Genomic DNA, 15,371 nt, shown 5'->3' with positions numbered 1-15,371 from the left:
CTTCGGCCAGTTTGCCGGGGGAGGGAGCGGCGTCATCCGATACCGTTCTGCCGGCCTCACCAGAAACCATCGGAGACGACCATGATTCGAACCAGAACTTTGTTCGCGACCGCGCTCGTGAGCGTGGCGGTCGCAGCGACGTCCGCCCAGGCCGGCCCCTATCCGGCCAACGTGTGCGTCGCCAAGAAGCAGCAGGCCCTCGGCAAGCACGCGGCTGCCGTTGCCAAGGCGCTGGCCGGTCAGGTGAAAACCGGCGAAGATCCCACCGCCGACATTGCGGCTTCCCAGGCCAAGCTCGACGCTGCGTGGGACAAGACCGAGGCCACTGCCGCCAAGAAGTCTTCTTCGTGCGACGAGGCCACCTCCAGCAGCGAGGGCCTCGGACTGGACGTCACCGGCCTGGTGCAGGCGGCGGTCGCAGGCCTCACCAGCGGCCTGGACCTCAATGACGACGACGTGTCGGCCTGCGTCCAGAAGCAGATCGGCGCCATCGGCAAGTACCTCAGCGCCGCGACCAAGGCGCACGGCAAGTACATCAAGGACCCGTCGAAGGACGCCGACAAGGCCATCCTCAACGCGTCGCTGAGCGAGCTGGCCACGGCGCTCGACGCCACGCTCGACGCGATCGTGGCCGATGCGGGGGTCGCCTGCGCTGCCGGCGACGAGACCGCGATGAACGAGGCGCTTGCCGACGCACTGAGCGAGGTTCACGAGCGTACCACGACCGCGCCGGACTACCCGACGACCGCCCAGACCATCGTTCCCGGCAGCACCGTTCCGTACCTCGGCAAGGACCTCAAGCCGGCGTGCGTCGACGGCGATCCCTACCTGTTCTTCGCGCGCCGCGGCCACAGCGGCGACGAGAACAAGATCCTCATGTACTACCAGGGCGGCGGCGCCTGCTGGAACAACGCCAGCTGCTTCGGCATCGGCACCTGCTCGCGCACGGCCGATGCGGGCGACAATCCCGAGCTGGTCGGCACCGGGTTCGCCGACCTCGACAATCCCGACAACCCCTTCCGCAACTGGAGCGTGGTCTTCGTGACCTACTGCAGCTGCGACGTGCACTGGGGCGGCGCCAACAGCACGACGTATGGATCGGGCAGCACCGCCTATCACCGCGGCCGCACCAATGCGGCGGTCGTGGAGAAATGGGCGCGCGAGCACTTCCTCGATCCCGAGGCGGTCTTCGTCACCGGCTCCAGCGCCGGCTCCTACGGCGCGATCATGAACTCGTACTACCTGATCCGCGACGTGTGGCCGTCGGCCGACTTCTCCGTCCTCGGCGACGGCGGCGTGGGCGTGATCACCAAGGAGTGGCTCGACAGCTACATCCAGAGCTCGTGGAAGGTCGAAGAGGTTCTGCCGACCGACATTCCGGGCGTCGAGCCTCCGGTCACCCAGCTCTCGATCGTGGAGCTGACCAATGGCCTGGCGGCACGCTTCCCCAATGCCCGCTTCGCTCACTACGACTCCTCGTACGACGGCGGCGGCGGCAGCCAGTGCAACTTCTTCCAGGTCATGAAGAACCCGGACAACGTGGCGGCCTGGGGCAACTGGTGGGTTCCGACCTGCCAGTGGAACCAGTGCATGCGCGACTTCAAGTCGCAGATCGCGGCGGCATCGCCGAACTACCGGTACTTCACCGGCGCCGGGTCGCGCCACACCATGTTCGGCTCGGACAAGATCTACACCGAGACGAAGAGCCGCGACGCGGACGGCAACCCCGTGCGCATCCTCGACTTCGTCAACGCGATGATCTCGAACACGGGCTGGGTCAACGCCGACTGCAACAACACCGGCGGCGACTGCAACCTGACGAACTCGTGCCAGGGCGGCACCAACGCCGGCGGGCTGTGCACCAGCGGCGCCGACTGCCCCGGCGGCTCGTGCGAGAACGACCCGGACACGAGCAACGCTCCTTACGCCAACAACGACACCGTCACCTGCGCGCCCACGATTTGCGACTGCAATGAAGTGAACTGCGCGGAGTGATCAGCCGACCAGCGGCGCGCCGCTGACAGACGAAGGCCGGGCATGCGAGCATGCCCGGCCTTTTCTTTTGCCGGCGGTGGCCGCCGGTCAGCCCAGCTCGAGCCAGTCGGGCGCCGGCAGCCCCAGCGCTCGCAGATACGCCGGATTGAACAGCTTGCTCTGATAACGCTGACCGCCGTCGGCAAGGATGGTGACGATGGTGTGGCCGGGGCCGAGCTCGCGGGCAAGGCGCACCGCGCCGGCGACGTTGACACCGGTGGATCCGCCCACGCACAGCCCTTCTTCGCGCAGCAGGGAGAAGACGTACGAAAGCATTTCCTCGTCCGCGATCTGGAACGCCAGGTCGACCGGAGCGTCCTGCAGGTTCGCCGTGATGCGGCCCTGCCCGATCCCTTCGGTGATGGAGCTTCCCTGGCTCTCCAGCACGCCGCGCGTGTAGTACGCATACAGCGCCGCTCCCATCGGATCGGCGATGGCAATCTTGATCTGCGGGTTTCGTTCCTTGAGGAAGCTGCCGACGCCGGCCAGCGTTCCGCCCGTGCCGACGGCGCAGACGAAGCCGTCGATGCGCCCGTCGGTCTGCTGCCAGATCTCCGGGCCGGTGGTGCGATGGTGGCCGCGGCGGTTGGCGGTGTTGTCGAACTGCTGCGCCCAGACGGCGCCGCCCGGCTCGCTCGCCGCCAGCTCCTTGGCCAGGCGCTCGGAGACGTGAACGTAGTTGCCCGGGTTCTTGTATGGAACGGCTGGCACGAGCCGAAGGTCGGCGCCGAACAGCCGCAGCGTCTCCTTCTTCTCGGCACTCTGCGTCTCGGGCATCACGATGACGGCGCGATACCCGCGCGCCGCGGCAACCAGCGCGATGCCGATGCCGGTGTTTCCGGCGGTCCCTTCGACGATCACGCCGCCAGGGCCCAGGAGGCCACGCTCTTCGAAGTCCTCGATCAGGAACCAGGCGGTACGATCCTTGACCGAACCTCCGGGGTTGAGGAATTCGGCCTTGCCCAGGATGTCGCAGCCGGTGGCCAGCGACGGGCCGCGCAGCCGTATCAATGGCGTTCGACCGATCGCTTGCACGAACCCGCTGCAGATATCCACGCTGAACCTCCGGCGTTTGTGTCGAAGCTATGCGGCCCTTCGCGGTGGAACAAAGGCAACGTCGTGCATTTCTGCGTTGCAGATCGGTCAGCTTCGGACCTGCTTTGTTTGTCGTCCGTCAACCACGGCGCCTGCCACGGTTTTTTCACTGGTCATGCAAGGGGCGAAAAAATTCGCTTCCTAATGGTGGAACCCCATTGTTGCTTTGGTAACACCCCTGTAGGGAACGAAAGGAGACGTGAATTTCGCTCGCGTCTGCGCACGCCGCATATGCCAAAAAAAGAGGGCGGCGATGTCGAGGAGATCGGACATGCGCAAATCTTTCACCACCCCCACAACCGCTTTCTGTTTCACTCTCGTTCTGTCGGGCGCTTTCGCTTCGGCCCCCTCTACGGCCAGCGCCCAGAGCAGCGCCGAGACCGCGTGTCGCTCAGCCATCGGCAAGAGCGTCGGCAAGTACGTCAAGACGCTTCTGAAGTCGGCAGCCAAGTGTCATACGCAGCGCGACGCCGGCGTCATCGGCGGCGGTGTCGACTGCAACAATCCGGGCGCTGACCTGGATGGCAAGCTCGGCAAGGCGCGCGACAAGGTCACGGCGGCCATAACGGGCAAGTGCGCTCCGGGTGGCTCGCCCATCAATACGGTCCTCTCCAACTACGGCCGCTGCCTCTCGCCCGGCCACTTGTCGGACGACGGCGGCGCCACCACCGGCATCGACGACTTCAGCGAGCTCGCTGCATGCATGATCGCGTCGGCCGACGGCGTGGTGCGAAACGCGCTGCACGACACGATGGGCACTCCCGATACGCCGCTTCCCAGCGATGCACGCGGTTGCCATCGCGCCATCGCCTCGGGTCTCTCCAAGGCGCTCCCGACCATCGTCGGTGAGCGCGTGAAATGCCAGACCGCGCTCGACAAGGCGGCCAGCGGCCTCGACTACGGCTGCGAAGGCGACGATCCCAACGGCAAGATTGCCGCGACCATCGACGCGATAAAGGCCGGCATCGCCTCGTCATGCGACATCGACGACTTTCCTGCAATCGACTCGCGTCACGAGCTCGACGCGCTCGGCTCCTGCGGCGACAGCGTGGCGCAGCTGCAGAGCTGCGTTGCCGACGTCGTGGCCGATCGTTCGGGATCGGGTCTGGCGGCCATGGCATACGAGCTGCCGAATGACTGCCCCATCGATCAGGTCGTTCGGCGGCTCAATGGTGGCCCTGGAGTGCAGCTCACCGATACCTTCCTCAGCACGGGCTGGACCGGCACCGCGCACAACGTGGACCTGCCCGACGTCTATCCGGATCCGGCGCGGCTCGAGTGCGACGCCGATTGTGCGGCGTGCGAGGTTCGGCTCGAGCTGACCAAGACGGCCGCCACCTCGAGCTGCCGTTGCATCAGCGATCCCACGATTTTCTGCGATACGATCAACGGCGCGGACTCCGATTGCGGCGCCGTCAACAATACCTGCGCCTGCCTGTTCGGCCCGCCGCTGCCGCTGTCCTCCGGCGGCATCCCGGTCTGCGTGATGAATCGCATCACCGAGGAGCTGACCGGGACCGCCGATATCGGCAACGGCGTCTGGGATGCATCGCTGGAGCTGAATGCGATCATCCACACCGGCGGCAACACGCTGACGGTTCCCTGCCCGCAGTGCACCGGCGACGTCACCCCCAACGACGGCCAGCGCAACGGCACCTGCGCGGGCGGACAGCGGCCGAATCTGGCGTGCGACGAAAATTCTCTGCACCCCACCTTTGGCCCGATCAGCTTCGATTGTCCGCCGCATCCGTCCACGAATATCGGCGGCGCCGGCATCCATATCGTGCAGAACTACACCACCGAAGATCAGTCGAATGTGGCGTCGTTGCCGTGCGATGAGCCCGTCGGAGCGATGTGCCATTGCCGCGCATGTTCGGGCGATGCCTCGTTCGGCTGCAAGTCGCATGCGGAGTGCGCGGCTGCAGGACTCGGGTCGTGCACGGCAGGCGGCGGTGCGGGCGTCGAGCCGAACCAGTGTGAAGATTATTTGTGCGGCGATAACAGCACTTGCACGCTCGGACCGATCCAATCGTATTGCGACGGTGAGGTACGCGCGAGCGGCCGTGGCTATTTGACATGCATCACAGACGCCGAGTGCCAGGCCCTGAATGCGGGCAATTGTAGCCTCCTCGAGAATCGCGCGTGCTATCCCGACACCATCGAGGTCGGCGCCACCGGCGGACACTTTGGCGGAACGCTCAGCAACATCTTCTGCATCGCTGCCTCCAACAGTCCCGCGATCAACAGCTCGTCGGGTCTTCCGGGCCCAGGAGTGGTGGCGCTGAATGTTGAATTCGAGCCGCGGTGTGCCAATGATCACAGCGTCACGTACAACTTCCCCGGCGGCTCCAACTGTCCCGACTAGCGCTGACGGCGCATGGTGAAAGCCATGCACTGCACAGCACGCGGCTGGACAGGACGGACATGGCCGCCGTGAAATGGATGTGTATGTAGAACGTTGACCACAGCTTGTCGGAAGTGCGTGCGGGTTGTCCCCCTCCCCCAAGCCTCGCGCGCTGCAACTTCCGACAACGAGGTGCCGCGCGCAGGCCGCCCTCCCCCTTCTGCGCGCGGCACCTCACCACCACACCGTCCGCCGCATCTGACGCCATCGCGAGGCAGCAGCCGCACGCAACACACCGCACCCGGTCCTCCGTTCTTTTTTTCGCTGCCCCCGCAAACCCTCTTGTTGGTCTGGTTACACCGCTGTAAGAAAGTAGCGCGTGGCCGGAACCGACGCGGCCCGCGAAAAAGAAGGGTTCGTTTTCGTTGTCCTTTTGTCGACCGGCGCAGCTTCCGTCGTGACGCGCGCGGCCGCGAACAAGTGAGTCGGAGGGAGCACGGCTTTCCCCATCTCCCCTGAGCTCGTGCCTGGAGCCTTCGACTCTCGAGGCGTCGTACGCAGGCCGCCCTCCCCCTACTGCGTACGGCGCCTCCATTTCCCTCTTCCGACCGACACGCCCTGCCCCGCATCGCGCAACGCCTCCAGTGTCGCACGTGCCGTGCGCTCCCAGGTCCACGCCTGCTCTCCGAGGCTCGCGCGCTGCTCGGCCGCCAGCGCCGAAACCAGCTGGCGCGGGTCCTCGAAATCGATGTTCAGCACGCCGCGGGCCCCGACCTCCTCGAATACCGAAAGATCGGACGCGATGACTTTCGCACCGGCGCTGGCCGCCTCCAGCACTGGCAACCCGAATCCTTCGAAGCGCGTCGGGAACACGACCGCATCGGCGCCAGCGTAGAGCGAGCCGACGGTGTCGCGCGCCACGAACCCGAGATGGATGACACGGTCGGCGATGCCGAGCTGCGCGATCTGGCGCTTCAACGTGCGCCAGTGCGTGGTCTGCTGCCCCGTCAGCACCAGCGTGTGCGGCAGCGCGTGCTCGCGCACGGCGGCGGCGAACGTGCGCAGCAGCACGTCGTGCCCCTTGTGCACATTGGTGGCGGCGGGGAAGTACAGATAGGGAGCCTGCACGGGAACGCCGGCGCGCGAGCCGGCGGCCACGCCGGCTCCGAGCGGCACGACGCGAATCTTGCCGGCGCTGACGTTCGCGAGCTCGATGAGCTGCTCGCGAGTATGGACGGACATCGACAGAACGATCGCCGCCCTCTCGAAGCTGTACGGATAGATAGCCCGACGGAACAGACGGTCGACCAGCGCGAAGTTGCCGGGATGCACCAGGTGCTGCACGTCACCGACGGTGATCACCGCCTGCGCCTGGACGAGCTTGGGAAAGATGGAGATCTGCGGGAACAGGATCGCATCGGGCGCGAAGGTCTTGATCACGCGCTCGATGTGGCGGGCACGATACGGCGTGAATGCCTCGGCCATCCGCTGCGCCATCAGCACCGGCGGCGTGGCATCGACGAGGATCCGGCCCAGACCCGGCGTCGGCACGTCGTCGGCGATGTGCCTGGAAAGAAGGACGGCGGCCTCGTCTTCGCCCATGCAGGCAGGCAGAGCCGCCAGCAGCTCGCGGATGTACGTCTCGGTGCCACCGATACGCCCTGGACGGAGCGCGAGAAGACTGATCAAGAAGCGCACGAGAATGGCCCGTCTAGCCGATCGCGATCGTCGATGACACCGATGGCGCCTCCCGCTCCGCCACTGCTCTCGCCGTCGGCGATCAGGCGCGCAACGGCGCGAGCGGCCGGTGCGCTGGCCACGCGCCAGGTCCTGTCCCAGGCGCTGCACGGCGCCGGCGCAGTGGCGCTGGCCAACATCCTGAGCGTGGAGGAGTTCGGAATCTACGCCATCGTCGTCATGGCGTGGAGCGTGCTCTATCTCGTCTCCGACGTCGGCCTCGGCGCGGCGCTGGTACGCCAGCCGCACGAGCCGGAGATCGACGACTATCGCAGCGTCTTCACCGCGCAGCAGCTGTTCGTGGCGGCGGCGATCGCGGTGGCGTGGACGATGGCGCCTGCGCTTGCGTCGGCCTACGACCGCAGCGACGACGTCGCTCTGGTCATCCGCCTGGCGGCGCTGGCGCTGCTGCCGGCATCGCTGCAGACGGTGCCGTCGATCCGGCTGGAGCGGCACCTGCAATTCGATCGTCTGGCGGTGATCGAGGTAGGACAGGCGCTGATCTTCAACGCGGCCGCAGTCGGACTGGCCCTGGCCGGCTTCGGCGCGGCCGTCAGTCTGGGCTTCGCACTCCTGGCGCGTACCATGACCGGAGCCATTCTCGCGCACGCCGCCGCACCGTGGCCGGCGGGCTGGCGCCTGTCGTGGCCGCGCCTGCGCCGTCACCTTGCCTTCGGCGTGCCCTTCCAAGGCATCGCCCTGGTGGCCCTGGGAAAGGACGCGTTCATTCCGGTTGCCGTCGGCGTGCTGGCGGGTGAGGCCGCCGTCGGCATGCTGACGTGGGCGTCGTGGGTCGGGCGAGCTCCGGTGCTGCCGCTGTTCATGATGCAGCGGGTGTACCTCCCGGCCTTCTCGCGCATGCTCGACCACCGCGAGCAGCTCGGCGGCTTCATCGGGAACGTCCTGTTCGCTGCCAATGCCGCCGTTGCGCCGGCCGCCGCGGTCGTGCTGGTCTTTGCGCACCGCCTGCCCGAGCTCGTCTTCGGCCAGCAGTGGGAGGCGGCCGTGCCGCTGGTGCTGCCCTACTGGATCGCGATGTTGCCGCTGGCGAGCGCGTTCCCTCTGTTCGGGCTGCTCGGCGCGCTCGGACATGCACGGCACGCGTTCGCGCTGGCAGCCGCGCAGGCGGCAATCATGTGGTCGGTGGGCACGGCGCTCACGCTCGCATTCGGACCGATGGGTGCGGCTTGCGCGGCGATCGCCGCGGCGCCGGCCATCGCCGCCGCCATTCCGGTGGCGCGTCGTACGGTGGCCTTCGACGTCGCACCGGCGGTGGCAGCGCCGTGGGTGGCCGCAGGCGCCGCGGCGCTGGCGATGCATCTGCTGCATTCCCGATGGCCGGCGGCCTCTGTCGTCTCGCTTACCGCGTGGGCGCTGACGACGTTTGGCGCCTACGCCGCGGTGCTGGCGCTGCTGGCGCCGCGACGGACACGCACCATGCTCGGCTTGCTCGCGCAGATGGCTCCGGCAAGGCGACGGCACGGCCGCGCATCATGAAGATCGTTTACATCGCGCCATACTCGCCCTGGGGCCCGGATTTTGGCGGACGCATGCGCGTGCGCATGATCTGGCAGATCCTCAGCGAGCGGCACGATACCGAATTGATGGTCGTCGGCGATGAGCCGAGCGCCGCCGCCGAGCTGTCGGCCCGTGCCGCAGAGTTCTTCCCCGCCGCCACCGAGACGCCGGCCGGCAGGGCACGGCGCATTGCGCGGGCGATGCTGACGGGGCGGTCCATTCCCGCTGCACGCTATCTGTGGCCGAAGCGCGAGCGACTCATCACGGCCAAGGTACGCGCCGCGCGACCCGACGTGGTGGTGCTGGGCGACACGTATCTGGCCGAACTGTGCGCGCCGCTGCGTTCACGCGTGCCCGGCGTGCGCATCATTGCAGATACGATGAACGTGGAATCCGAGCTTCACGCCGGCGTCGCAGCCGCCGCCGGCAGCGCGCTGGTCCGGTTCGCCTACAGGGCCCTCGCCTCCAACACCGAGGCGCTCGAGCGTCGCGCGCTGAAGCTGGCCGACCAGGTGTGGGCGGCCAGCGAGGAGAACGCGCGCAGCTACCGGCAACGCTTCGGCCTCGGAAATGTTGCGGTGGTCCTGAACGCCGTGCCACGGCGAGAGCCTGCGGGCGACGGCGACGCCGACATCGTGCTGTTCGTCGGGACGTTCGCTTACCTGCCCAACGCGCAGGCTGCCGAATGCCTGCTGCAGGTGTCGCAGGAGCTGGCGCAATCCGGGGTGAAGCATCGACTGTGGCTCGTCGGCCGCAGTCCCGACGCCGCGCTGCAGAAGGCGGTGGCGGCGGTTCCGCATGCGGAGATGTTCGCCGACGTTCCCGAGGTGCAGTCGTACATCAAGCGCTGCGCAGTCTTCGCCGCGCCCTTCCTCTCCGGTTCTGGAACCAAACTGAAGATCGCCGAGGCGCTGATGTCCGGAAAAGCCGTGGTGACCACGCCGCACGGCGCGGAGGGCCTTGCGATGACGCCGGGTCTCGAGTTCGTTCTGGCCGACCCCGAGCATTTCGTCCCAGCGCTCGCGGCCCTGCTGGCCGACCCGACGCTTCGCCGCCGCATAGGCATCGCCGGCCGCGAATGGGCGCTGCAGAACCTCACCTACGACCGCGTCTCGCGCGACATGGAAACCGCGCTCGCCAATCTGTAGCGCCGTTCCTTCGCGAACCGCACGCAGAAGGAACGTGCCGCCGCGGCTGGCTGGGACTACCAACCGCGACGACCCGCCAGGAGTGCCGCCTGAGCCCCGGAACGTTACAAGGCTCCGCTGCGAGAGGGAGCGCTGGACCCCCCGGTACCAGCGCACACGGCTTCCCTCTGCAACGGCCCGACGGCGGGTGGCATCACCGTCGAGACCGAGCGCGCCGATGACGCGGCCAGCGCAGCGAACGCGAGGCGTTCACACGCAATGAGCCGCGCGCAGGCGGCGCGCAGAATGGACCTGGGGGACGAGACCGGAACTCCGAACAGGAGGGCCTTGCGGCCAGCGCGATCCGGTCGGATCGAGCTTTCGAAGCTTACTCAGTGTGGTCCGGGGCCGCAAGTGCATCTTCGCCTCGTGCCCCACAAACCTGTGCGAAAGACGATGCTCAGCCGCCGTCGCCGGCCATGGGTCCGGCATCGGCCGGCAGGTCGCACGTGCAGACGGCGCTGTAAGGCTCGAGGCCGCGGCCGAACATCACACACGGCGGAGCCGGCAGCGCGTGCTCGCGATGCCGCTCGCCGGAGGCCAGCCGGCGCTCATCCTGGCCCGTCAGCTTCTCGTAGTAACGGGTCAGCGAGGCGTGGGCACTGGGCATCGCGATGACGTGATAGCAGTCGTGGCCCGAGCCTTCCTTGTAGTAGACGAGCTCGCCGTCGGCCGACAGCTCGTCCAGCACCGACTCCAGAAGCCTCTGGCGCTCGGCCGACAAGGGGCTGCGCGCGATGTCGAAGGCGAGACCCAGGACGTGGGTCGGCGGGATGCCTTCGCGGGTGCGGTCGGCGTTCGGATTGACCGCCGAAAGGCGCTGCTGGTAGCTCCAGGTCCTGACCAGGCTCGTGATGATCAGCGGCTCGTAGGCCTCCCCTTCGATCAGGCGGATACGGTCGGCCAGCCGGTACAGCAGGCCGACGGTGGGCGGCGCCGCGCGACAAAGCAGGGTTTGAAGGATGGAGTCCTCGTCCACGAGCTCGCCGATGCGCGAGGGACCTTCCAGGCGCAGCTCGATGCCGAGACCGTCCGGATCGCTCTTCACGTCGACCAGCAGACCGTCTCGGTAAGCTCGCTCCAGATCAGCGTAATCCTCGATCCATCGCTCGCCGACCAGAGCCGGCGTCAGCTCGCGCTGCAGCCGCTCGCGGTCATGGTCTCGCGCCGCACGGGCACGGCCGAGGCTGCCGGGAACGTCGATGATCTTCGGAACGATACGAGCCGGAAGGACGGGCTCGGAGACTGGGGATGCGGACGACGATGGCGCGGCGACGGCTGTCGCCGCCGCGACGGTCATGGCCAGAATGGCCGCCGCTGCAAGGAGGTCCCCACGCACCGGCTCAATCTATAGGCGGTTCCGGCTCGGCTGTCACCAGCTTCCTGTAGAGCCTCAGGCCGTCGCGCCCGAAGGCCGGATTGGCGATGCGCTCGTAGACCGCCGCATAGCCATCGAAGCCGGGCAGCCGGCCGCGGCCGCGAACGATGATGCCCGGCATGCGGCCGTCCCGCTGCGGCCGATAGGCGTGGATGTCCATGACGGAAGCCACGTCATCGTAGAGCTGCGCCACGGGCACCCAGTTCTCGAGATGCGCCAGCGCCAGAAGATGCACCGCCTCGTACGCCCATACTCCGCCATGCTGCTCTCCGAGGTCGGCCAGCACCGCCGCCAGCTCGCGCTGTTCCGCCAGCGTGCGGCCGCTGCGCGGAAGCTGGACGCCGCCGCCATGGAGCTGGACCATCAGAGCCGCCACCGCAATCACCGTCACCGCCGCCGCCGCCCGCTCGCCGACGACCGCGGCGCTACGCGCAGCGGCGGCGATGGCGATGCCCGCACCGATGGCAACGTACGGAGCGGGGAAGAACAGATCGGGCACGCCCTGGTGATCGTAGAGCGTGAAGAGCACGGCACCGGCTCCCGCCACGAGTAGCGAGATCGCTGCACCTTGCCGCTGCAGCATCGCCAGCGCCCGCCGCGGCCGCGTGATCGCGATCAGCGCCGAAGCGGCGATCGTGACGGTGCACAGAAGCGGAGCCAGGCGCAGGGGCAGGTGCCCTCGGGCTTCCGTCAGCAGGAACAGCAGCGACGGGGCCCATGCAACGCGAGTGTGGACGCTGCCGAGCGTCATCACGTACGTCTGCACGAGCTGCTCGCCCACGGCGTCGTTGGCGAGGAAGTAGGCCTGGTAGAGAGCGATCGGCAACAGTGCGGCCATGATGACGGTGGCACAGCGGCGCACGCCGTGACGAAGAAGGGTCTCGGCAGCGACCGCGGCGATGCCGAGCAAACCCGGCTGCCAGCACAGGAACGCGCAGCCGGCCAGGAAGCCCGCTGCGCCCGGCCGATTTCGGGCGCAGACCCAGTGCGCCCATACGAGGAACGCCGCAAGGAAGATCTTCGGGTTGAAGCCGATGGCGGCGTGATCGACGAAGCCGCGCGTCGACAGCAGCGCCAGCGCGGCGATCGCTCCCGCCACGCTCGAGCCTGCAACGGAGGCGGCGAGCAGGGCCGTGCCGGCCACGGCTGCCGACGCCGCCACGACGCTGGCCGCGCGCCCTGCGTGCACGTCATCGACGCCTGCCGAGCGCCCGATGGCGATGGCTGCGCCGCCGAGCAGCGTGGCGAGCTGGCTCTTGGTATCGATCATCGAGACGTGCGGTGGCGTGCCCGAGGCGGCGCGCTCGGCCATGAAGAAGTACAGCCGGTTGTCGGCCACGACCGGCCGGCTGAAAACGCCGGCGCCGACGCAGGCCGCCAGCGTCAGCGCGAAGTAGAAGGCGCAGGCACGAAAGACCGATGCCCGCGCACGGTCGTCGGATGGAAAGCAGGCCACCTGAGCTGTCTCGTGCAGGCAGGGCCGCGCGCTTTCAATCCGTGCGCCGTGCATCGCCCGCTGCCCGGGTTTTGGACAGCCGCCGCTTTTGCGAGCACGCCCGGCAGCATCGACAGCACCCCCGCGAGCATTCGCGAGCCCGCGGCGCGCGGAAATTTTGCGAGCGCGAGCCGGGCGCGCCGTGGTACGCACGTTGCACTTCGGACGCCCGTGAATGTTTGTGCCATCCCCGGGCGGACGGCCACCGAGCGAACCCGAGACCTGCCGGCCTTCGATGAGATGGCGGCCGACGGCAAGGTGCGCGCGCAGTACGAGAGCATCGCCTCCTGGCTGGATGCGATGCCTGCGGCGGCGCTTGCGGCCAAGCGTCACGAGGCGGAGGCGGTCTTTCGTCGCACCGGGATCACCTTTGCGGTCTACAACGAGGGCGGCGATCCGGAGCGGCTGATCCCGTTCGATATCATCCCGCGCGTGCTCGACCCCGCCGAATGGTCGCGCCTGGCCCGCGGACTGGAGCAGCGCGTGCGGGCGCTCAATGCCTTCCTGGCCGACTCCTACTCCAGCCAGGAAATGGTTCGCGCCGGCAGAATCCCGCAGGCGATGGTGCTGGCCAATCCCGGCTACTGCGCGCAGATGCAGGGCCTGCCTCCGCCGGGCGGCGTCTACGCGCACATCTCCGGCATCGACGTCGTGCGCACGGGACCCGACTGCTTCTACGTTCTCGAAGACAACTGCCGAACGCCCTCGGGCGTCTCCTACATGCTCGAGAACCGTGAAGTCATGATGCGGCTGTTTCCCGATCTGTTCTCGATGCATCGCGTGCAGCCGGTGTCGCACTATCCCGACGAGCTGCTGGCCACGCTGCGCTCGGTGGCACCGCCCAACTGCAGCGGCGAGCCCTCCGTGGTGCTTCTGACTCCCGGCTCCTACAACAGCGCCTACTACGAGCATTCCTTCCTGGCCGACGAGATGGGCATCGAGCTGGTCGAAGGTCTCGACCTGGTCGTCATCGACCTCGTCGTCTACACCCGCACGACGCGCGGGCTGCAGCGCGTCGACGTCGTCTACCGTCGCATCGACGATGATTATCTCGATCCGCTGATGTTCCGCCCCGACTCGAGTCTGGGCGTGCCTGGGCTGCTCGCCGCCTATCGCGCCGGCAACGTCTCGATCGCCAATGCCGTGGGCACCGGCCTTTGCGATGACAAGGCCATCTACACCTACGTCCCCGACATGATCCGCTTCTTTCTCGGCGAGGAGCCGATCCTGGAGAACGTGCCTACCTGGCGCTGCAGCCAGCGCGACGATCTCACCTATGTGCTCGAGCACCTCGGCGAGCTGGTCGTCAAGAACGTCCAGGGCTCGGGCGGCTACGGGATGCTGGTGGGGCCGGCTGCGAGCCGGGCCCAGGTCGAGGCGTTTCGCGCGATGCTGCGCGCGCGCCCCGACCGCTACATCGCGCAGCCGACGCTGGCGCTTTCGACGTGCCCCACTTTCGTCGAGAGCGGCATCGCACCGCGCCACGTCGACCTGCGGCCGTTCGTGCTCTACGGCGATCAGGTCCGCATCGTGCCGGGAGGACTGACGCGCGTGGCGCTGCGCGAAGGATCGTTGGTGGTGAACTCGAGCCAGGGTGGCGGCACCAAGGACACATGGGTGCTGGAGGCATGAGCTCGTGCTGAGCCGCACCGCCGAAGACCTGTTCTGGCTGGCCCGCTACATGGAACGCGCCGAGAACACGGCGCGCCTTCTCGACGTGGGCCTGCGCATGGCCAACCTGTCGCCGGAGGCCGAAAGCGATACGGTCGAATGGCATTCGACGGTGGTGGCTGCCGGCTGCGAGACGACGTTCTACGCCAGGTACGAGACGCCGACGGCGCAGACCGTGCTCGAGCACCTGGCCTGCGACCAGAGCAATCCTTCCTCCATCGTCTCGTGCCTGCAGACGGCTCGCGCCAACTCGCGCGCCGTGCGCACGGCGCTGAGCGCCGACATGTGGGAGGCGGTCAACACGACCTGGCTCGATCTGCGCTCGGTGTGTCCCGAGCCGCCGACTCCGGAGAAGGCGCGGCGGTTTCTGGAGTGGGTCAAGGAGCGCTCGATCCTGTTCGGCGGCGCCTACGCCAACACGATGCTGCGCAACGACGCCTACTGGTTCGTTCGCCTCGGTACGTTCCTCGAGCGCGCCGACAACACCGCACGCATCCTGGACGTCAAGTACCACGTGCTGCTGCCGGAGCACGAGAGCATCGGCGGCGCGCGCGACTACTACCAATGGGCCGCCATCCTGCGCTCGGTCTCGGCGCTACGCGCCTATCATTGGGTCTATCGCGACCGCCTGCAGCCGTGGCTGATCGCCGACCTGCTCCTGCTGCGGCCCGAGATGCCGCGCTCGCTGCGAAGCTGCTTCGACGAGGTCACGCTGCGTCTGGACGCCCTTGCCGGCGCCTACGCCGACCGCGGCGAATGCCACCGTCTGGCCGGACAAATGCACTCCACGCTGCGTTACGGGCGCATCGAGCAGATCTTCCAGGACGGGCTGCACGAGTTCCTGCAGGGCTTTCTGCGCGAGAACGCGGCGCTCGGGCAGGAGATCGCGGTCAAGTACCTGACCTGAGGCCG

10 protein-coding genes are annotated in these 15,371 nt (G+C 67.7%); 6 read left to right on the top strand and 4 right to left on the bottom strand.

All coding sequences use genetic code 11. The features are described 5' to 3' along the window. Window positions 1-81 precede the first annotated feature (81 nt). On the top strand, window positions 82-1,995 hold the full coding sequence (locus VEC57_19195) for a pectin acetylesterase-family hydrolase (protein HYC01267.1): 1,914 nt from the start codon (window positions 82-84) through the stop codon (window positions 1,993-1,995). An 87-nt stretch (window positions 1,996-2,082) separates the two neighbouring features. Here VEC57_19195 and VEC57_19190 read toward each other — a convergent pair whose 3' ends face one another. After that, window positions 2,083-3,090 carry a cysteine synthase A gene (locus VEC57_19190; protein ID HYC01266.1) on the bottom strand — a complete coding sequence of 336 codons (1,008 nt, stop codon included), beginning with the start codon at window positions 3,088-3,090 and terminating at the stop codon, window positions 2,083-2,085. A 310-nt stretch (window positions 3,091-3,400) separates the two neighbouring features. Between VEC57_19190 and VEC57_19185 the strand changes: the two genes are divergently transcribed. Beyond that, entirely contained in the window at window positions 3,401-5,494 is a 2,094-nt protein-coding gene (locus VEC57_19185; protein ID HYC01265.1) for a hypothetical protein, read from the top strand. 552 nt (window positions 5,495-6,046) lie between these two features. Here VEC57_19185 and VEC57_19180 read toward each other — a convergent pair. Then, the gene (locus VEC57_19180; protein ID HYC01264.1) at window positions 6,047-7,162 is read right to left on the bottom strand and encodes a glycosyltransferase family 1 protein; all 1,116 of its coding nucleotides are present in this window, start codon (window positions 7,160-7,162) and stop codon (window positions 6,047-6,049) included. A 51-nt stretch (window positions 7,163-7,213) separates the two neighbouring features. Here VEC57_19180 and VEC57_19175 point away from each other — a divergent pair, with 51 nt between their 5' ends. Both VEC57_19175 and VEC57_19170 read left to right on the top strand, forming a co-directional pair. Continuing rightward, the gene (locus VEC57_19175; GenBank protein ID HYC01263.1) at window positions 7,214-8,707 is read left to right on the top strand and encodes an oligosaccharide flippase family protein; all 1,494 of its coding nucleotides are present in this window, start codon (window positions 7,214-7,216) and stop codon (window positions 8,705-8,707) included. Then, the gene (locus tag VEC57_19170) at window positions 8,704-9,876 is read left to right on the top strand and encodes a glycosyltransferase family 4 protein (protein HYC01262.1); all 1,173 of its coding nucleotides are present in this window, start codon (window positions 8,704-8,706) and stop codon (window positions 9,874-9,876) included. The genes VEC57_19175 and VEC57_19170 overlap by 4 nt, the downstream gene beginning before the upstream one ends. Window positions 9,877-10,315: 439 nt before the next feature. Here the strand turns inward: VEC57_19170 and VEC57_19165 are convergent, their stop codons facing one another. Both VEC57_19165 and VEC57_19160 read right to left on the bottom strand, forming a co-directional pair. Continuing rightward, window positions 10,316-11,254: a DUF5715 family protein gene (locus VEC57_19165; protein HYC01261.1), complete on the bottom strand. Its 939-nt coding sequence runs from the start codon at window positions 11,252-11,254 to the stop codon at window positions 10,316-10,318. 4 nt (window positions 11,255-11,258) lie between these two features. Continuing rightward, complete coding sequence (locus tag VEC57_19160; GenBank protein HYC01260.1) at window positions 11,259-12,749, bottom strand: hypothetical protein; 1,491 nt, start codon at window positions 12,747-12,749, stop codon at window positions 11,259-11,261. 210 nt (window positions 12,750-12,959) lie between these two features. On the opposite strand from VEC57_19160, the gene VEC57_19155 reads away from it, so the two are divergent. Beyond that, window positions 12,960-14,420 carry a circularly permuted type 2 ATP-grasp protein gene (locus VEC57_19155; protein HYC01259.1) on the top strand — a complete coding sequence of 487 codons (1,461 nt, stop codon included), beginning with the start codon at window positions 12,960-12,962 and terminating at the stop codon, window positions 14,418-14,420. 4 nt (window positions 14,421-14,424) lie between these two features. After that, window positions 14,425-15,366, top strand: a complete 942-nt coding sequence (locus tag VEC57_19150; protein HYC01258.1) for an alpha-E domain-containing protein — start codon at window positions 14,425-14,427, stop codon at window positions 15,364-15,366. Window positions 15,367-15,371: the final 5 nt, after the last annotated feature.

The sequence above is a fragment of the Candidatus Limnocylindrales bacterium genome (genome assembly GCA_035626395.1).
Classification (GTDB): Bacteria; Desulfobacterota; Binatia; order UBA1149; family CAITLU01; genus DASPNH01.
The sequence above is the reverse complement of the archived record's forward strand: the minus strand, read 5'-3'. Positions and strand labels throughout refer to the sequence as shown.